We start from the raw sequence: 19,905 nt of genomic DNA on the forward strand, positions 1-19,905 counted from the left end.
TTTTAGTATAAAATAAAAAAAATACTTATCTATTAGAATGAATTCAATCTATAACAATTCATTATAAAAAAGGTTTTTATATTAATGCAATGTCGTTTTTATCAGCAAAAAAAATGTTTTTCTTGCCAGTGGTTAGACCGCCCATATCACATACAATTGGCCAAAAAACAAAATAAGCTGTTACAACAATTAAATCAGTTTAAACCGACCGACGTCAAAGAGCCATTTGCTAGCCATGAAACCGCTTTTCGTAATAAAGCAAAAATGGCAGTGCTAGGTACTGTTGAAAAACCTATTTTGGGCATACAAACTGAAAATGAGATGGTCGATTTATGTGATTGTCCTCTTTACTCAAATAGTATGCAAAATATTTTAAAACTGGTTCGAACTTTCATTCGTAAACAAGAGCTTGTGCCTTATAACATCAATAAGCGGAAAGGGGAGTTAAAATTTGTTATCATTACCGAAAGTAAAATAGATGATAAAATCTGTTTTATGATCCGATTTGTTTTAAAATCGCACAAGTTTGTTGACAAAATAAATAATTCTTTCAAACAATTACAAGAAAAAATTCAAAACTTATTGGTGGTGTCAATAAATATACAACCTAATCATGCGGCAATATTAGAAGGCGACGAAGAGTTAGTTTTAACAAAGAGCCCATTCCTACCCATGACATTAAATGGTGTTCCTCTTTTTATTAAACCTAAAAGCTTTTTTCAAACTAATACTGATGTTGCCAGTAATCTTTATAAAACAGCAAGTGACTGGATTACAAATTTACCTATCTATTCTATTTGGGATCTGTTTTGTGGCGTAGGTGGTTTTGGATTAAGTTGTGTCAGCCAAGGAATAAAGAAAAACATTCAATTAACAGGGATTGAAATTAGCCCAGATGCAATTGAGTGTGCAACAAAATCTGCTAATAGTCTGGGGTTTAAACAGTTAATTTTTAAATCACTTGATGCTACCCAGTATGCTATTACTGAGCAAAAGATTCCTGATTTAGTACTGCTAAATCCGCCAAGGCGGGGAGCTGGCAAAATGCTTTCACAGTATTTAGAACAAATGTCGCCTAATTATATTATGTATTCAAGTTGTAGCTTATCTTCACTTGTTGAAGATTTAAAATGGTTAAATAATTATCAAATTACCAAATCGCAATTATTTGATATGTTCCCACATACTGCTCATATGGAAGTTTTAATTTTGTTGAAAAAAAAGAGTGCACATGAAGATAAAAAGCTTTAATTTTTCCATAAGTTCAGCGCTAGAGTTGTTGAATAAATGCTAGGTGTAACTATTGGCATCATCTAAATTTTGGTTTTAAAAAGCATAGCCAACAAGTTTTTTAAATCGCCAGTTTTATGTAGTAAAGCGATAACCTAATCGTAAATTTAAATATAAAACAGCGATAGCCCTAGTTCATGAAATTGCCTCTAATTTATTGAACCACCTATGGAGCACTGATTGCTTTAACAAGACGTTGGGGTAGGTGGTATCGTATTTGCACGGCAAATGATTGAGAAGCAAACGAGCAAGTCTATTACTATCAATTAATCATTGTGGAATGATTCAAATCGGATATTTCTTGGTTCATTGCCACATAATACATTTGATTCCTATATTGATATATAGGTAATAGTAGCTGTGCCTTAATGCCCAAATTGATAATTATTTTTTATTAATTTTAGATTATCTTACCTTTATAAACATAAACTGGCCTCATTGAACCACGTTCTCCATTTTCAGCAAGGCAAAAAGTAAAATCTTTATTTACAAAATAAATGGGCGGAAATATCCCATCATTTCTATTTTCAAGATAGGATAAAAACTTTTCTAAAGAAGATAAAAATAGATGTAGATTGTTGCCTTTTCCATCAATTAACACATAACCCGATATGTTTTTATCTATATCAAGATTATTAATATCAATTGCCCCTTGAGGCGCAATATATTGACTCCATAAAGGACCATGCGTTTTTATATCTTTTTTTATAAAAGGCTTTCTAAAATTATGAATTATGGCTTTTCTAATTTCTATTGCTTTATTTCTCTTAATGTTAATGCCAAAACAGTGGCTATATGTCGAAAACAATGTGTTCATGTCAATATCCTCAAACCTTAAGTACATAACCATAGACAGGCTACACTAATTAGTACCAGTTTAATAAGGTCATTGTTATGATTAGTAAATACTATCTATGCAATAGATAAAAATTTATCTCGATAGTTTTAACTATTGATAATAGGTAGCATTATTTTTTATTTTATTTCTACAACACGTGTTATTTATTTTAGCCATTCACAAAATGCCAAAATGATCTATAGTAACGAGTAAATTATGATAATATTAACCTTATAAAAACTTAATGTAGGAAAAGCAAGATTATGATTCCTGATGTCTCAAAAGCACTTAGTTGGTTAGAAAAACACTATACCATTTTACAAGGTATTCAACGAGGTCTTGAACGTGAAACTTTACGCATTTTGCCTGATGGGTCATTGTCAAAAACGTCATTTCCGCCAAAAATTGGGGCAGCATTAACTCATCCGTGGATAACGACTGATTTTGCCGAATCAATGTTAGAGTTTATTACCCCCGTTAATAGCAATATTGACTATATGTTGACATTTTTGCGCGATTTGCATCGTTATGCTAGTGTAAATATCGGTGATGAAATGATATGGCCTTTAAGCATGCCTTGTTTTGTTGCTAATGAAGAAGATATTATTCTTGCGAAATATGGTACCTCAAATGAAGGACGCTTTAAAACAGTTTACCGAGAAGGGTTAAAAAACCGTTATGGCGCAATGATGCAGACAATTTCGGGTGTTCATTATAATTTTTCATTGCCCACTGCATTTTGGCAAGCAAGAGATGGAGTAAAAAATACCGAAGAAGGTAAAGTGGTCATTTCGGAGGGCTATTTTACGCTAATTCGCAATTATTATCGTTTCGGTTGGGTTATTCCTTATTTATTTGGTGCATCGCCATCGATGTGTTCTTCATTTATTCAAGATCCACAAAAAGCTAAAGCATTTATTGAGCAGACTAATGGAAACTGTTATTTACCTTATGCAACCTCATTAAGATTAAGTGACATTGGGTATACAAATAATGCACAAAAACAGCTTGGTATTACGTTTAATCATTTAGATACCTATGTTGAAGGCCTAAAACGTGCAACTCATACCAAGTCAGCAGAATTTGCTAAGTTAGGTATTAAGGTTGATGGTCACTATCGCCAATTAAATGACAATGTTTTACAAATTGAAAATGAGTTTTATGCACCAATTCGACCTAAACGAGTACCAATGGCAGGGGAGTCACCGTCAGATGCTCTTTTGCGTGGTGGTATTGAGTATATTGAAGTGCGAGCATTAGATGTTAATCCTTTTTCACCGGTGGGTATTACCGAAGAGCAAATACGCTTTATTGATCTTTTTTTAATTTGGTGTGCATTAGCACCTGCTCCTGAAATGAGTAGCCAAGAGCTTGAATGTGCTAAACTAAATTGGAATAGAGTCATTATGGAGGGTCGAAAACCAGGGCTTGAAATCGGTATGGGTTGTGATAGCTATCGAGAGCCTTTGGCTAAAGTTGGGCATGAATTATTTAAAGACTTATTACGTGTTGCTGATGTTTTAGATCATCAAGACGATGAAAAAAACTATCGCACTGTCTGCGAGCATTTAGACTTAATGTTTGATCAACCTGAATTAACTTTATCAGCAAGAACATTGCAAGCAATAAGTGATTTAGGTACGGAAAAATTTGGTTTAGCTTTAGCAAGTCAATATAGAAAACAGCTTATTGCTGAGCCTTTAGCATTATTAACTGATGGTGATTTTGTTCAACAACGTAATTTATCTATTGAAAAACAGAACAAAAAAGAGCAGAGTGATACTTTATCTTTTGATGAATATTTGAAGAATAAATTGAACGGAAAAGATGTTTAAAAAACGACATTATACATTACGATATCAGGCAAGTAATGAAGTTGAGTTAATCTTGCCTAATCAACCAATCATAGTAAATAAGCCGTTAATCGATCAAACTTCCTTTTCGGTTTTAGTTTGGAATATTTTTAAACAAAAAAAAGCTGATTGTATCGATATTCTTAAACAACATGCTGATAAAACTAAACTGATTTTATTACAAGAAGCTCAAACCACATCACCGTTACTTAATTTTATTTCACAACATAATAAAATTGCCGATCATGTTCCAGCATATTGTTTTAACGATATTTATGCTGGCGTAATGACAATTTCAGATGTATTACCAGCTTCTCTTTTTTCTTTCAGAGAAAGAGAGCCATTAATTCGTGTCCCTAAATCTGCTTTAATTACTATTTATCCTATCAACAATTCTAAAAAGCAATTATTAGTTGCGAATGTTCATGCTGTAAATTTCAGTATTGGTGTAAAAGCCTACCGCCAACAAATACGTATGTTATTAATTCGAATAAAAGAGCATAACGGTCCAGTTATTTTAGCTGGGGATTTTAATGCATGGAGCAAACAGCGACTAAATTTGTTGTATCATCTTGTGCGCTCAATTGAGCTAAAGCCTGTTAATTTTCCTGTGGATATTCGAAAAACATTTATGGGAAGACCACTTGATTTTGTTTTTTATCGAGGATTACAACTTAATGCTGCTGAAATCATTAGTACAACAGCTTCAGATCATAATCCTCTATTAGTCAATTTTAGATTGGATTTGCATTAGCAAGATTGATTGTTAAGATATCGCCTTCTTGTACTTTAGAATTCTTAAGATTATTCCACTGCAATATATCGGTAATCTTTACACGATAACTTTGAGCGATGGAGTAAAGGCTATCACCTGCTTTGACAAGATAGGCAATCTTTTTCACATTTCTAGAAAAACTCTCTTTACGTGCAATACTATTGTTTTGCATAAAGCCAGATTTAAATTCAAATGGCATATTAGTACGAGGAGTATCTTGTAGAAGTTCTGTAACCTCATTGACAACAAGGTTATCTTCTTGTAATTTTTTAAATAAATCTGCCGCATGAGCATAAGGAACAAGCAAATGGAAAGGACCATTTACTGTTTGTTGCACATACCCTGCATTATATGTTGTTAACTCATCAAGCGATAACTTAGAGTATTTAGCAATTTTAGCTAATGAAATATTTTTAGATATATCAATTCTAACAAGTGAGTTTTCATAATTACAATCAGGTAATTTAATTCCATATCGTTTATTATTCTTAACAATATCAATAATTGCCAAAATTTTAGGAACATAATGCATAGTTTCTGTCGGCAATTCTAGTGACCAATAATTAGTTGGTAAACCTTTAGCCTGATTTTTTTCAATGGCTCTTCTTACTCGACCTTCACCTGCATTATAAGCCGCCAAAGTTAATAACCAATCACCGTTAAAGCGGTTATTTAAATTTTGTAACAAAGAAATAGCCGAGTTAGTGGATGCAATAAGATCTCGACGAGCATCAAATGAACTACTTTGTTGTAGCCCGTATTCTTTAGCTGTAATTGGAACAAATTGCCATAGTCCCGCTGCTTGTGCTGATGATGTTGCAAGTGGGTCATAAGCACTTTCAATAAGAGGAATTAAAGCTAGTTCAGCAGGTAGATTATTTTTACGAAGTTGATTTATTATGTAATAGACATAAGGCTCTGAACGTGAGGCAATCGTTTCAAATCCTTTAGGATTACGTAATAATCGTTCTCTCTCTGCATTAACGCGACTATTTTCTGGAATATATGCGTCAATCTGATTAAGCATATATTGCCATGGATTTTGCGTGATAGATGCATAATTACGAGAACTATTTATATTATTAGCTGTGTTTCTGGAATACTTTATTTTAACTATAGGATTATATCGCGGTCCATTATGTTGGCATGCGATTAAAAACAAACATAACGCTGTAAATATTAATAACTTTTTCATTGGTTCGTAAGTTTTCATCTAAATTGAGTTAAATATTATACCTAAAAAATGTCTTTTTGGCTCCTAAAAAAAACAAACAAATCTAATTCATTGTTAAAATTGAATTTATTTTGCAATTGATTTTCATGGCATCGCAAAAATAAATTAATTTGTTTTTCTTTAGATAAAATAGACGGTAATGTTTGCGATTGTTTTGAAATCGAATTTAAGTAGCTTTTGATGTTTTCATCATCGGTTAGCATTTGAGAGGCAAATGCTAAATTGGATAGAGTATATTCATGCCCTGCACAAACTAAAGTATCGTTAGGTAGTTTTTTTAAATGATTTAGCGAATCTAACATTTGCTGATAAGTACCTTCAAAAACTCTACCGCAACCCGCTGAAAATAAAGTATCTCCAGAAAACAAAAAAGGCTTACAGTAATATACTAAATGACCAAGCGTATGCCCTGGTACAGCAATGACAGTAAAATTAAAATCACCAATACAAACGCTGTTTTGATTAATAAGATAATTAATTGGTAAATCAATTTCGCTAGGGCCGTAGACTTCAATATTTTGATATTGATTTTTTAATTCATATACCCCACCAGTGTGATCGTTATGGTGATGAGTAATTAAAATTCCAAGGGGTAATAATTGATGTTTATTAATATAATTAATCACAGGTTCAGCTTCGCCAGGATCTATAATCACAGCTTGATTATTAGGATTAGTTAGAATCCAAATATAATTGTCTTTTAAGGATTTAATACTATGTAATTGATACATATTGCGTTTATACCATTAGTTATTTTTCTAAAGCAAGTTAATTTATATTTGTTGAATAACACTATTTTATAAGTTAATTATCTACAGATTGTTCAAATATCGTATCTTGTAAAGTAGGGGATTGGGCTTGTGTTCTAGCTATAATGTCACAACGTTCATTTTCAATATGCCCTGCATGACCTTTTACCCAAATCCACTCAATTTTATGAGGTTGCACTAATTCATCAAGTCTTTTCCATAGGTCAACATTCTTTACCGGTTTTTTGTTGGCTGTTTTCCAGCCATTTTTTTTCCAGCCATTTATCCAATTGATAATCCCATTACGCAAATATTGGCTATCAGAATATAGTTCAATTTGACAGGGATGTTTTAATTTTTCTAAAGCAACAATCGCAGCTAATAATTCCATACGATTATTCGTTGTTTTAAAAAAACCTTCTGATAATATTTTTTCAGTTTCTTTATATTTTAAAATAGCTGCATAACCACCAGGACCTGGATTACCAAGGCAAGAACCATCTGTATATATTTCTATCTTTTTTAGCATGTTCTGATTTCTTTTCTCAATATTGTTGATCAAATTTGTTGTTTTAGTTAAATTTTTTATTCCAATTGAAAGAATGCAATAATTGGGCTTTATTTTATTTGTTGATTTCCTCCCACAAATTTAACCATTTGACCTTATTTTGTTTATCAAGTATCAGGTATCAACATTAAAGGGTTTTGATGTTAGACTATACCATTAAAAACGTTTTTCCCCAATTACTGATATAAAAGAGAAGAAAGTGATACATAATCCTACACGCCAAATCGTATTAGATACAGAAACAACAGGTATGAATCAAGAGGGTAATAATCATTATGAAGGTCATAAGATTATTGAAATAGGTGCTGTTGAAGTCATAAATCGCCGATTAACGGGTAATCATTTCCATGTTTATATTAACCCAGAACGTTTGATTGATCAGGAAGCTTTTAAAGTCCACGGTATAAGTGATGAATTTGTTAAAGATAAACCTATTTTTAAAAATATTGCCCATGATTTTATTAAATTTATTGATGGTGCAGAATTAGTCATTCACAATGCCTCGTTTGATGTGGGCTTTATGGATTATGAATTTCGTCTTTGTGGATTAGATTTCAAAACTGCTGATCATTGTCTTGTCACTGATACCCTGTCCATGGCAAGGCGCCTATTTCCAGGTAAACGTAACAACTTAGATGTATTATGTGAACGCTATCAGATCGATAATTCTCATCGAACATTGCATGGTGCTTTACTAGATGCCGAAATTCTAGCTGAAGTTTATTTAGCTATGACAGGGGGGCAAACGACGTTATCTTTTAGTTCAGAAGACAATAATTTATCTTCATCTGAACCTAATGCAATAAAAAGAGTAGAGCGTAGTGGTGTTCCTTTAAAAGTCATTAAAGCAACAGAATATGAACTTTCCGAACATGAGGCAGTTTTGAAGAAAATTGATAAAAAATGTGGCGGTGCATTATGGAATTCGTTGCAATGATTGTTTTGTATTCAATTAAATTTCAATTTAAAATTTTTTATTGACGAGACTAAAAATAATCTTTAATATTGCGCCTAATTTAGATGTTCTTCATCTAAGTGACTAAAAAGCGGAGCGGTAGTTCAGTTGGTTAGAATACCTGCCTGTCACGCAGGGGGTCGCGGGTTCGAGCCCCGTCCGTTCCGCCAATTCCATACAGTAGTTATACCAATCAAATTTTCCATTATAGTCTAATGACCTCTACGAATATGCTAATAATTTTTGTCAAAAGTTGCCATGCTTATTGTGTTTTCTAATTTTTAAAATTAACTTTCATCCAATTATATTGAAAAATAAAAAATCCGTATTATTTCCGTCAAAAATTTCAGGTAGATGTGAGTTTTAGTATAAAATCATTGCCCAGCCCATATATAATTTGCTAAATTTTATTTAAACTTTTTTAAGCAAACTTGGCTATCTAAGTAAGTGATGCGCTAATCAATGTCTAGAATTTAAGCTACACCTCTTGTAATGTAAAATGATTTTCTACAATTAATATTTCCTGAATATATTCAAAATCTCTAATTTATGTAAGGATAGTCTTTTTTCTTCAAAGTGATTGTATATTTCATTAGCGATTATTATTTTTTTTAAATGATCAATCAGTAATAGATAAGCAAATATTATTGATATACTGTTTTTTAGTTAAAGAGTAAATGGCGTCAAAATATATTTGAATTTTATTAGAATATATTTTTTAAAATTCGACAATTAGCGGTTTCTATATCCCGTACAACAATTTTAATCATTTATTTTGTTAAAAATGGCAACTAGTTATTTAGGCATCTTTATTGCTATATATCATCTTGTATTATCAATTTAAGACGAATTGTGAAAACAAGGTTACAGTAGTAAGTTACACTGTAACCTTTATAGACTATGGTTGGCTGATATTAAAGGCTTTTTTTGATCTCTATTGCTAGCAATGGGTTCCACATAGCACCTGTTGCGCTCATAACTGCATCAGCACCATTGTCTATAAATTGACGGTAATGCTCGCTAGTGCTAACGCCACCTACACCAATAATAACAAATTTTAGATCCATTTCTTTGCGATATTTGGCTAAACGGTTCACCATATCTAAACCAGCCCAACGAATGGCATTACCACAGATTCCGCCTTCTTTTCTGTTTTCGCCTAAGGCTGGGTGACCTTTCGCATCAACGGGTTTTGCCGATAACGTATTGATAGTACTTAAACCATCAATAATAGTACCCACATGAGTTAATAAAGAAATAATTCTTTCATTATCAGGAAAATAGGCCAGTTTTAAAATAAGAGGGCGATCAGGCACTGCTGTTTTTATCGCATTTACAATTCGTTCAACTTTATCTACATCAAAACATAGTAGCTTGCTTGCCCCTTCGTTCGGGCAACTTAAATTTGCTTCAAGAATAGGTGCATTAGTTTCATGCACTAATTTTGCCGCTAGAGCATAATCTTTTTCTATTTCTCCATGCCCTTGTGTGCCTTGGAAACTACCGATTACACATTGCCCATGGCCAGCCGATTGTACCGCATCAGCCATATCGGGTTGCCAAATGTCGGGGGAAAATGAAGGCACACCAAATGAGTTGGTAATTGATATAGGTTGATTATAATTAGTATCTGCTAATACTGTATCTAAGTTGCACGATAGTTTACCTTTAGGATGAACAGACAAGACATTAGGTAATGGATGACATTTATGAAACTTAGTTCGAACTGTTTTATACACACATAAATCAAATCCATAAGCAAATGCCGCTTTGATATAATTGGCATTTAATAATGGGCCTGCTGGCATACCGAATGGTAAATTGACATCAATATTTAAGAACGTTGCGGGTTTTGTTGGAATCTGTTGTGATTTATCTAATTGTGCAAAAAGCCCAAAGGGTCCTTGAGCATAATTATCTTCATAACTTATACTTGGATTATAAAAAGGTGTTAAAGATTTCATGCTATCTCCTGATTATGCGCTTTCTTAAAGTAAAATTGATTTTGGCTTTTAATTTATAACAAGAATAAAAAGAAAAGATTTTTGCAACAAAAAAAATCCTCCATGAAGGAGGATTAAAAAACAGGGCAGAAAGAGAATTAAAAGTGGGTTGCAATGTTAAAAGCTCAATCGGTGTTATAAACATATACGATATTCTCTTTGTGTTGGTTTCAAGACATTCTATCTAAACAAAATTAAAGTTCAACATAAAAATAATAGAAAATATGTAACTAAATGAAATGGTTACAGTGTTTTTTTTTAGATTTTTTCTACTTGGATACATTAAATTTAATGATTTTTTATATGAAAACGAAGTAATTTTGTCGATTCTAAAAACGATGCATACCTAATTCATTAATAAATATGTAAAAAATACTGTCGAAAAATTGATACTTAATGTATTGATAGACTGAATTTACATAGAGAATTGTTGTTTGGAATGCTATCATAATTGCCAATAAATGAATTCAAATAAAATAATTAGGTATATCAAATGACAAATCAACTTACATTTAAGTCGTTAACGTTACCAAATGGGGTAGAATTAAAAAATCGCATCATGATGGCGCCAATGACAACCTGCTCAGGTTTTTATGATGGTTCTGTTACGCATGACTTGATTGAATACTATCGGGTAAGAGCTGGTGATATTGGCACAGTGATAGTCGAATGTGGCTTTGTTGATAATAAAGGATTAGCTTTTCCTGGCGCAATTGGCTTAGATAGTGATGATAAAATTGAGGGATTAGCAAAAATAGCTAAAGTTATCAAAGAGCAAGGTTCTAAAGCTATTATTCAAGTTTATCATGGTGGACGAATGGTTGAGCCAAAGTTAATTGGCGGCCAATCACCAGTAGGCCCGAGTGCCATTGCTGCTCCACGCCCGAATGCTCCAACTCCCGTTGAATTAACGGCTGAAGAAGTAGATGAAATGATTGACAAGTTTGGTCAAGCTGTGCGTCGTGTTATTCAGGCTGGTTTTGATGGTGTAGAAATTCATGGCGCAAATACTTATTTAATTCAACAATTCTACTCACCTAATTCAAATCAACGTAATGATAAATGGGGGGGGAGTCGTGATAATCGTACTCGATTCCCGCTTGCGGTTTTAGATATCACACATAATATGATTCAACAATATGCAACTCCTGAGTTTATTGTTGGATATCGGTTTTCCCCCGAAGAGCTAGAAGTCCCTGGTATTCGTTTTGATGATACCATGTATTTGCTTGAAAAACTGGCTGCAAAAGGGCTTGATTATGTTCATTTCTCAATGGGGTCGATTTTAAGACCTTCGATCGTTGATACCGAAGATACAACACCACTAATCAATAAATATGTTGCAATGCGATCTGAGCAATTAGCTAAAATTCCTGTTGTGGGGGTCGGTAATGTTGTTAATCAAAGTGATATCGATGCAGCTTTTAAAAATGGCTATGATTTAGTTGCTGTCGGTCGTGCTTGTATTGCTTATCCTGATTGGGTTAGTCGCATTAAAAAAGGGGAAAAGTTAGAACTATTTATCAATAGTGATAAACGGGAAGAGCTTAATATTCCTGAGCCTTTATGGCATTTTTCCCTTGTTGAAAGTTTGATTCGTGATGCTAACCTTAATGTGAAAAAGTTCAAACCAGGTCAGTATCAAGAGAAAGTTAATGATGAATCTTATGAATTTTTAATTAACGTTGAGTTAGGTAAGGATTTTATAAAAGATATACAATTAGTTAATGCGCAAAATTTTGATAGTGAAGTTTTAAATAATTTTACTGAAATTAAACATAGAATTATTGATTCAAATAGTCCACATGTTGATGCTATCTCTGGAGCAACAACACAATGTGAAGCATTTAAGAAAGCTGTAACTAAAGCAATGGCAAAATCTAACAAAGACGCAATTATTGCCGAAGGGGGGGATCCTGATGATCTTTCTTTTGATGTTGTCGTTGTTGGTAGTGGTGGCGCGGGGCTTGCCTCAGCTATTCAAGCACATGATCATGGCGCAAAGGTTGTTATTGTTGAGCAAATGCCGGTGATTGGTGGTAATACTAATAAAGCTTCGGCAGGTATGAATGCTGCGGAAACTAAATTCCAAAAACTCAAAGGCATTGTCGATAGTAAAGAGCTTTTTTATAAAGAAACTATGGCAGGTGGAAAAAATAAAAATAATCCTGACTTATTACGATACTTTGTTAAAAATGCACCAGGGGCTATCGATTGGTTAGATAATAATGATATTGAATTAAGTGGTATTACAACCACAGGGGGAATGAGCATTGATCGAACCCATCGCCCAGAAAGCGGGGCGGCAGTTGGTGGTTTTTTAATTAGTGGTCTAGTTAAAAATATCAATAAGCGTGGTATTGAAGTTATGTTAGATACTGCGGTTACTGAAATTGTCACTGAGAACAATAAAGTCATTGGCGTTAAAATTTCCGAAGAAGATGGCTCAACTCGCGTGATAAAAACTAAGGCCGTTATTATCGCAACAGGTGGATTTAGTGCTAATACTGCCATGGTTGAAAAATATCGCCCTGATCTTAAAGGTTTTGTTACCACCAATCATAAAGGTGCAACGGGTTCTGGCATTATGATATTGGAAAAACTTGGGGCTGGAACTGTTGATATGGGTGAAATCCAAATTCATCCAACAGTAGAACAAACATCTTCTTACTTGATTTCTGAATCTATTCGAGGTGGTGGGGCGATACTCGTATCGCAAAAAGGCCAACGATTTGTTAATGAGCTTGATACCCGAGATAAAGTATCAGCAGAAATTATTCATTTACCCGAACATTATGCTTATATCTTATTTGATCAACAAGTTCGTGATGAAAATAAAGCGGTGGAAGAATATGTCTCAAATCAGCTGGTCACTCAAGCAAATACTCTTGAAGAATTAGCACAAGAGTTATCAATTAATAGTCGCACATTAGCTAACACAGTAGCGCGCTATAATCAGTTTGCCATTACTAAGCACGATCAGGACTTTGGCCGAACAACGGGCATACGTCATCCTATAGAAAAAGCACCTTTTTATGCAATAAAAATTGCCCCTGGTGTTCACCATACTATGGGCGGTGTGACTATCAATACTCAAACACAAGTTTTAGATGCTAATAAAAATGTCATTCAAGGTGTTTTTGCTGCAGGCGAAGTTGTGGGGGGAATACATGGAGCAAACCGAATAGGCGGTAATGCGGTTGCAGATATCATTATTTTCGGTATGCAAGCAGGTAAAAAAGCTGCCTATTATATAAAAAGTTAATTGAGTTGTAGCAATTTGGGGCTTGTTTAGTATGTTAAGGTCGAGTTATAAATATACTCAAACTTTAATGGGAACAACGGTGTCATTAACGCTTATAGAGCCTAATGACACCGTTGCACGAGCCGTTTTTGACAGCATTAAATTGCTTGAAGATAAGTTGACTGTAAATAGGTTAATATCAGAAGTCATGTCAATCAATTTAGCTGCGGGCAGTCACCCTGTTACTGTGAGTCGCTCGGTATTTTCTTTGATTGAACAAGCACAAAAAGTCAGTTCGCATTTCAATAGTTGCTTTAATTTTGCCATTGGTCCTTTAGTTAAACTTTGGAAAATTGGTTTCAACGGGCAACAAGTTCCACCAGCAAAATTGATTAAACAGCGATTATTGTTAACAGATCCTAATAATATTGAGCTAGATACAAATAATCGTTCTGTTTTTTTGAAAAAATTCGGCATGGAAATTGATTTAGGCGCAATTGCTAAGGGGTATATTGCCGATGTTGCCAAATTAATTTTACATAAATATCAAGTTTATCAAGGTATTATTAATTTAGGTGGTAACGTATTAACTTTAGGTAGCCCTTTAACCAATGAAAACAGCTATTGGCATGTGGGGCTAAAAAAACCATTTGCAACTGATGATAAGTTATCAGGAGTTATTAAAGTTAAAAATAAGTCTGTTGTAACATCGGGGATTTATGAACGTTTTTTTATACAAAACAATCATCTCTATCATCACATATTAGATCCCAAGACAGGCTATCCATTAGATAATGAACTAGACAGTGTGACAGTAATATCCAACTCTTCATTAGAAGGTGATATTTACTCAACGGTATTTTATGGATGGGGACTTGATAACAGCAGAAAATATTTACAAAAGCATCAAAACTTATCAGCTATATTTTTGTTAAAAAATAAAACAATAGCATTAATAAACCCAGATAATTTTGTTTTTCAACTAATTGACACTCAGTACAAAATAATCACCGATTAATCAACAGGCTTAGCATCAAAAAATGATAAAAATAACGATTATATTAGATCTTTGTTTTTACTGTTTTAATTTAATAACAGCTTAGTTTTAATAAAAAACAGTCAGAAAAACCATTGATTTTATTGAAGTTTTTTCTGGGTGGATTTGTGAGATTTAAAAAAGAAAGAATTTACATCGGTGTAATAAAATTATATTTAAATTAAAAAGGGAAATACTATGAACGTAGTAAAAAAACCGCCAGTAAAATGGCTACCATTTATAATTATTGCGGCAATTTCAGCAATACTTTGGTTGTTTATATCTCCTCCTCAAGGCATCAGTCAAGAAGGTTGGCAAACAAGCATTATCTTTATTGCAACAATTGCGTGTATTGTTGCTGAAATTATGCCAATTGGTGCAATCGGCTTATTAGCCATTACGGTATTTGCAGTATTGAGACCAACGGGAGCCGAAAGTGCTAAAAACGCTATAGAGGTATCATTAAGCGAATTAAATAGTGGGTTAATTTGGTTAATTGTTATTGCTTTTATGATTGCTCGCGGCTTTATTAAAACAGGTTTAAGTAAACGTATTGCCTATTATCTTGTGAAGATCTTAGGTAAAAATACATTGGGACTTGCCTATGGTTTAGCTGTCACTGATATGGCCTTAGCGCCAGCGATTCCAAGTACAACTGCACGTGCTGGTGGGGTTATTTACCCAATAGCTGAAGCATTAGCTATCAATTTTAATTCTAGCCCTAAGGATGAATCAAGAAACCGTATTGGTACATTTTTAATGTTAACTATTAGCCATATCAATGACATTACCTCGGCAATGTTCTTAACGGCGTTTACTGGAAATTTATTAGCTGCTAAGTTAGTGACAAAATCACTAGATATCACATTAGGCTGGGGGCAATGGTTTATTGTAGCTATTGTTCCATGCTTAGTTTCATTTATTATTATTCCTTTAGTTATCTACTTTTTAACTAACCCAGAGCTAAAAAAGACACCAGAAGCACCTAAATTAGCTGCTGAAGAATTGAAAAAAATGGGATCTATCACCGTTAAAGAAATCATTATGGGTGGAACAGTTATTCTATTATTAGCACTTTGGATTTTTGGTAAAAACTTCAATATTGATTCAACAACAACTGCCTTTATTGGTTTGACTATTTTGCTTTTAACGGGTGTATTAAGTTGGGATGACATCAAAAGTGAAAAAGCAGCTTGGGATACATTAATTTGGTTTGCGGCATTATTAATGATAGCAGGGCAAGTCAATAAACTTGGTGTGACAAAATGGTTAGGTGATACAATAGGTAGTGCAGTGCAAGGTTATTTAGGTGAAAGTAGCTGGTTATTAGTGCTGATTGTTTTATGTGTTGCGTATGTTTATTTGCACTATCTTTTTGCCAGTGGTAATGCGCATATCGCCGCTTTATTTCCAGTTTTCTTATCGATAGCTATTGCTCTTGGCGTACCCACATTTATTGCAATTTTTGCTTTAGTTATTTGTACTAACTATTTTGGTTCAATTACACAATTTGCCAATGCAAGAAATCCGCTATTATTTGCTGAAGGTTTTGTTCCTGTAAAAACTTGGTGGAAAGTCGGGTTTATTTGTAGCATTATAAATTTGGCTATCTTATTTACTGTGGGTATTTTATGGTGGAAAATAATCGGTCTTAGCTAATAACTAATTATATACACTAAAGATTATATACCGCCACATTGACTGGCGGTATTTTTATACTGAGTTAATTTTATAGCGACAAATTTTAATTGATAATTGCCAATCATCAATCGGTTTCCAATATTTTTGTTCTTGCTCTAAATCCAATAAGATTAATTTATTCTTTTCGACAAAATCTTGATTAACTTCTAACGTTATCTGGGTGGGTCTATTTTTTGATAATTTTAATTTAAATGCATCAAGATTTAGATCGGTATTTCGCTGATTATTTATTAGAATAGATAATCTAAGCATTTGCATGGCTGATATTATATGCTTGTATTCAAACAAGCTGAAATAAGGGATTTCATCAATATTAATTGATTTTCGATGATAACGAACAAGCGTTGCTAAAAGTAATTGTTGTTCTTCATTAAACCCCGGCAAATTACTATTCTTTAAAATATAACTCGAATGTTTATGAATCGAGGTAAAGTTGATTTTTAACCCAACTTCATGCAACTGCGCAGCCCAATACAATATAGATTCTAAGCTAGGTGGAATAACGATTTGTGTTTGTTGTTGCCATTGAGAAAATAAAAATTTTGCAGTTTTAACCACTTGTTTTGCATGGCGTTGATCAACGTTGTAATGATCGGAAAGTAATTGAGCCGTATTTTGTCTAATATCTCGGAAATTAGGACCATCAATGAGTTCATAAAGCACGCCTTCACGTAATGCACACGGACTAAAGCGTAAAGCCTCTAAGCCTAGGGCATAAAAAATACCACAAAATATTGCCAGCCCACTAACAAATATGCTTTTTCTTTCATTAGAAAGTGAAGGGTAGTTAATATCTTGGCAAGATTTAAATTCCAAAATATAACGAATTAAATCATCTAGCCTTTTAGGCGTAATAATTCCATCACAGACACCAATGTCTAATAAAATACGATAAATAGCTTTAATCGTTCCAGATGATCCAAATGCTACAGTGATTTTCTGCTTTTTAATAATATGAATCATACTTTCAATTTGTTGTTCGGCGGCAAGCCTTGCTCGTTGAAATGAATCAAAATCGATTTTTTGATCATGAAAGAATTGCTTAGCATAAGTTACACACCCCATGGGACGGCTAGCTACAAGCAATGGTTTTAAATCATTTCCTTTTCCTATTGCTATTTCAGTCGATCCACCACCGATATCTACTACAAATTTGGTATCAGTTGACGATGTTGATTCTGTCGTCATGGCACCTAAATAAATAAGGCGAGCCTCTTCTTGACCTGAAATAATTTCAATAGGAAAAGGAAATACTTTGGCTGCAGCCATCAAAAATTGATGCTTATTTTGGGCAACACGCAAAGTATGCGTCGCTATAACACGAACATGTTCAGCTGGAAATCCTTTTAATCGTTCAGCAAATAATTCAAGGCACTGTACTCCTCGTATAATGCTTGATTCATTGAGCTGATTATTAGCATTAAGCCCCGTTGCAAGATGAATGTTTTTTTTATTTTTATAAATAATTTGCATTGCACCATCAATGATACGGACTATAACCATATAAAAGCTGTTTGAACCAAGATCAACTACGGCATATTCATTGAATTTGTTCACTTTAAAATCCTCAATTCATTATTCAAATGATTCTAACCGTTTCAAATAATCATAAATGGCATATTGGGCTCTGGTTTTTTTCTTATTACCTCTTTGCACATAATTGTTGGTGGCATCTTTATCAATAATGCGAGCTTTTACGTTATCATTGCACTGTATATCAAAAATATTATGAATAGTTGATTTTATTATTGGATCGAAGATTTTTACACCCACTTCAATACGGTTATCGAGATTACGAGGCATCCAGTCTGCGGAAGAAATATATGTATCTTTTTTTCCATCATTTTCAAAAATATAGACACGAGCATGCTCCAAAAACTGATCAACAATACTGGTGACCGTGATATTTTCACTTAAGTTAGGAATTTGCGGTACCAATACACAGGTTCCTCTTACTACCATTCTAATTTTTACTCCAGCACATGATGCGCGATATAGTTGATCTATCATATCTTGATCTGTTATTGCATTTAACTTTAAATAGATACCAGCGGGTTTCCCCACTTTTGCATTATTTATTTCCCGTTCGATAAACTCATAAAATCGTAATCGTGTATTTTGCGGTGAAACAAGCAAATGGTTGAATGATACAGGTTTGAACGGGTTTTCAATAAAATTAAATACTTTTCTAACTTCATCGGTAATGGCTGGATCTGCGGTTAATAGTGAAAAATCGGTATAAATGGCCGCCGTTCTTTCATTAAAATTACCAGAACCAATATGAGCATAACGAACAATTCCATCATCTTCTTTACGATCAATTAAAAATAACTTGGCATGGATCTTAAGTTTTGGTTGTGAATAGATGACTTTAATTCCGCTACTAATTAGCCGTTTTGCCCATTTTATATTTGCTTCCTCATCAAATCTTGCCTGTAACTCAACCACTACAGTAACTTTTTTACCATTATTAGCAGCATTAATCGCAGTATGAATAAAACGTGAGTCTTTAGCTACTCGATATATGTTCATGCGAATATGCGTAACAGAAGGATCAAATGAGGCTTGGCGCATAATTTCAAGAACATGCCCAAAAGAATAGTAAGGATAATAAAGTAAAACATCGCGATCTTTTATTGTATCAAAAGCATTACGAAATTGTTTAAATCGATTATAACTTAGGCTTGAAATTTTTTTATTTAATAGCTTCTTCTGTCCAAAATCAGGAAACTTGACCAGATCTTTAAAATTAGGATAGCGACCGCCAGGCATCGCCTCTTGTTCAGTTAATCGTAATTTATTAATTAACAATTCAAATAATGCTTTTGGCATATCTTTTTGATAAGTAAAGCGTACAGGCTGTGCCGTTAAACGTTGTTTTAAACCTTGAGACATAAGCTCAAGTAAACTATCTAATTCGGTGTTTAATTCGTATTCTGCATCCCTATTGATATTAATTGAATAAGCATTTAATTCTTTGGCATCAAAAAATATTTTAAAAATATCCGTTAAGCAATATCGAAGTATGTTGTCTAAAAAGATAATGGATTTATTTTTAGTGGACACTTCAGATGGCAATAATACAAAACGAGAAACTTTATCTGTTGGTAGTTCCAGTAATGCATAACTGATATTATCTTCACAAATAATTTCTACAGCCAAATAAGCATGATCATCTTTTAAAAATTGAATAAGCTCTGTATGGCTATCGAGCAAAATAGGGGTTATGTACTGCCTAAGATTTTGTTTATAATAATTCTTTATCCAATTTTCTTGATAGGCGGAAAGTTGTCGTTCATTAATCAAAAAGATTTGATTTCTAGCCATTTCTAATAATAATTCATTGTAGAGCTGATCAAATTGTAATTCCAATTGGATAACTTTTTGATTTACTTGGCGCAATAAATTCTTAGCATTAGGCAAAGAATGTGCTTGTTCTTGTTCAATAAGCACATATTTTTTTAGGTTAGCAAACTGTACTTTATAAAATTCATCAAGGTTACTTGAGTATATGCCTAAAAAACGCACACGTTCAATAAGTGGATTACTTTTATCTGCCGCCTCTTGTAAAACACGTTGATTAAAAGACAACCAACTGAGTTCTTTAGGTAAATATACTTTTTCTTCAATCATTTTAGTTTTTCAAACTCGATTAATAA

At 33.3% G+C, this 19,905-nt stretch carries 14 protein-coding genes and 1 tRNA gene; 8 read left to right on the forward strand and 7 right to left on the reverse strand.

Going from position 1 to position 19,905, the window contains the following annotated elements; all coding sequences use genetic code 11:
- Window positions 1–84 precede the first annotated feature (84 nt).
- Window positions 85–1,251 carry a 23S rRNA (uracil(747)-C(5))-methyltransferase RlmC gene (gene rlmC / locus A9G42_RS06970; protein WP_065653047.1) on the forward strand — a complete coding sequence of 389 codons (1,167 nt, stop codon included), beginning with the start codon at window positions 85–87 and terminating at the stop codon, window positions 1,249–1,251.
- A 439-nt stretch (window positions 1,252–1,690) separates the two neighbouring features.
- Here the strand turns inward: rlmC and A9G42_RS06975 are convergent, their stop codons facing one another.
- Entirely contained in the window at window positions 1,691–2,107 is a 417-nt protein-coding gene (locus A9G42_RS06975; RefSeq protein WP_065653048.1) for a hypothetical protein, read from the reverse strand.
- 284 nt (window positions 2,108–2,391) lie between these two features.
- Here A9G42_RS06975 and gshA point away from each other — a divergent pair, with 284 nt between their 5' ends.
- Both gshA and A9G42_RS06985 read left to right on the forward strand, forming a co-directional pair.
- Window positions 2,392–3,963 carry a glutamate--cysteine ligase gene (gene gshA / locus A9G42_RS06980; RefSeq protein ID WP_065653049.1) on the forward strand — a complete coding sequence of 524 codons (1,572 nt, stop codon included), beginning with the start codon at window positions 2,392–2,394 and terminating at the stop codon, window positions 3,961–3,963.
- Entirely contained in the window at window positions 3,956–4,735 is a 780-nt protein-coding gene (locus tag A9G42_RS06985) for an endonuclease/exonuclease/phosphatase family protein (protein WP_065582657.1), read from the forward strand. Before gshA ends, A9G42_RS06985 begins: the two co-directional genes overlap by 8 nt.
- Here A9G42_RS06985 and A9G42_RS06990 read toward each other — a convergent pair.
- The 3 genes from A9G42_RS06990 to rnhA form a co-directional block, all read right to left on the reverse strand.
- Window positions 4,716–5,783 carry a transglycosylase SLT domain-containing protein gene (locus A9G42_RS06990; RefSeq protein ID WP_179854627.1) on the reverse strand — a complete coding sequence of 356 codons (1,068 nt, stop codon included), beginning with the start codon at window positions 5,781–5,783 and terminating at the stop codon, window positions 4,716–4,718. The two genes, A9G42_RS06985 and A9G42_RS06990, sit on opposite strands and share 20 nt — an antisense overlap.
- A 209-nt stretch (window positions 5,784–5,992) precedes the next feature.
- Window positions 5,993–6,721 (reverse strand): hydroxyacylglutathione hydrolase, encoded by a 729-nt coding sequence (gene gloB, locus A9G42_RS06995; protein ID WP_065582659.1) that lies wholly within the window; start codon window positions 6,719–6,721, stop codon window positions 5,993–5,995.
- Window positions 6,722–6,794: 73 nt separating this feature from the next.
- Window positions 6,795–7,268, reverse strand: a complete 474-nt coding sequence (gene rnhA / locus A9G42_RS07000; RefSeq protein WP_065582660.1) for a ribonuclease HI — start codon at window positions 7,266–7,268, stop codon at window positions 6,795–6,797.
- Between the two features lie 238 nt (window positions 7,269–7,506).
- Here rnhA and dnaQ point away from each other — a divergent pair, with 238 nt between their 5' ends.
- Complete coding sequence (gene dnaQ, locus A9G42_RS07005; protein ID WP_081295793.1) at window positions 7,507–8,244, forward strand: DNA polymerase III subunit epsilon; 738 nt, start codon at window positions 7,507–7,509, stop codon at window positions 8,242–8,244.
- Between the two features lie 111 nt (window positions 8,245–8,355).
- Window positions 8,356–8,432 (forward strand) — tRNA-Asp (locus A9G42_RS07010).
- Between the two features lie 744 nt (window positions 8,433–9,176).
- Here the strand turns inward: A9G42_RS07010 and A9G42_RS07015 are convergent.
- Window positions 9,177–10,226: a dihydroorotate oxidase gene (locus tag A9G42_RS07015; protein ID WP_065653050.1), complete on the reverse strand. Its 1,050-nt coding sequence runs from the start codon at window positions 10,224–10,226 to the stop codon at window positions 9,177–9,179.
- A 532-nt stretch (window positions 10,227–10,758) separates the two neighbouring features.
- On the opposite strand from A9G42_RS07015, the gene A9G42_RS07020 reads away from it, so the two are divergent.
- The 3 genes from A9G42_RS07020 (at window position 10,759) to A9G42_RS07030 (ending at window position 16,204) form a co-directional block, all read left to right on the forward strand.
- Window positions 10,759–13,530, forward strand: coding sequence for a flavocytochrome c (locus A9G42_RS07020; RefSeq protein ID WP_065653051.1), 2,772 nt, complete (start codon window positions 10,759–10,761; stop codon window positions 13,528–13,530).
- A gap of 31 nt (window positions 13,531–13,561) precedes the next feature.
- Window positions 13,562–14,527 carry an FAD:protein FMN transferase gene (locus tag A9G42_RS07025; protein ID WP_065653052.1) on the forward strand — a complete coding sequence of 322 codons (966 nt, stop codon included), beginning with the start codon at window positions 13,562–13,564 and terminating at the stop codon, window positions 14,525–14,527.
- Window positions 14,528–14,743: 216 nt separating this feature from the next.
- Window positions 14,744–16,204 carry a DASS family sodium-coupled anion symporter gene (locus A9G42_RS07030; RefSeq protein ID WP_065641947.1) on the forward strand — a complete coding sequence of 487 codons (1,461 nt, stop codon included), beginning with the start codon at window positions 14,744–14,746 and terminating at the stop codon, window positions 16,202–16,204.
- Between the two features lie 54 nt (window positions 16,205–16,258).
- Here the strand turns inward: A9G42_RS07030 and A9G42_RS07035 are convergent, their stop codons facing one another.
- Both A9G42_RS07035 and ppk1 read right to left on the reverse strand, forming a co-directional pair.
- Entirely contained in the window at window positions 16,259–17,749 is a 1,491-nt protein-coding gene (locus A9G42_RS07035) for a Ppx/GppA phosphatase family protein (RefSeq protein ID WP_081302204.1), read from the reverse strand.
- Between the two features lie 72 nt (window positions 17,750–17,821).
- Window positions 17,822–19,879: a polyphosphate kinase 1 gene (ppk1, locus tag A9G42_RS07040; protein WP_065653054.1), complete on the reverse strand. Its 2,058-nt coding sequence runs from the start codon at window positions 19,877–19,879 to the stop codon at window positions 17,822–17,824.
- Between the last annotated feature and the right edge of the window lie 26 nt (window positions 19,880–19,905).

Origin of the sequence: Gilliamella sp. Nev6-6 (genome assembly GCF_001690605.1) — a bacterium.
In the GTDB taxonomy this organism is placed as follows: Bacteria; Pseudomonadota; Gammaproteobacteria; order Enterobacterales; family Orbaceae; genus Gilliamella; species Gilliamella apicola_C.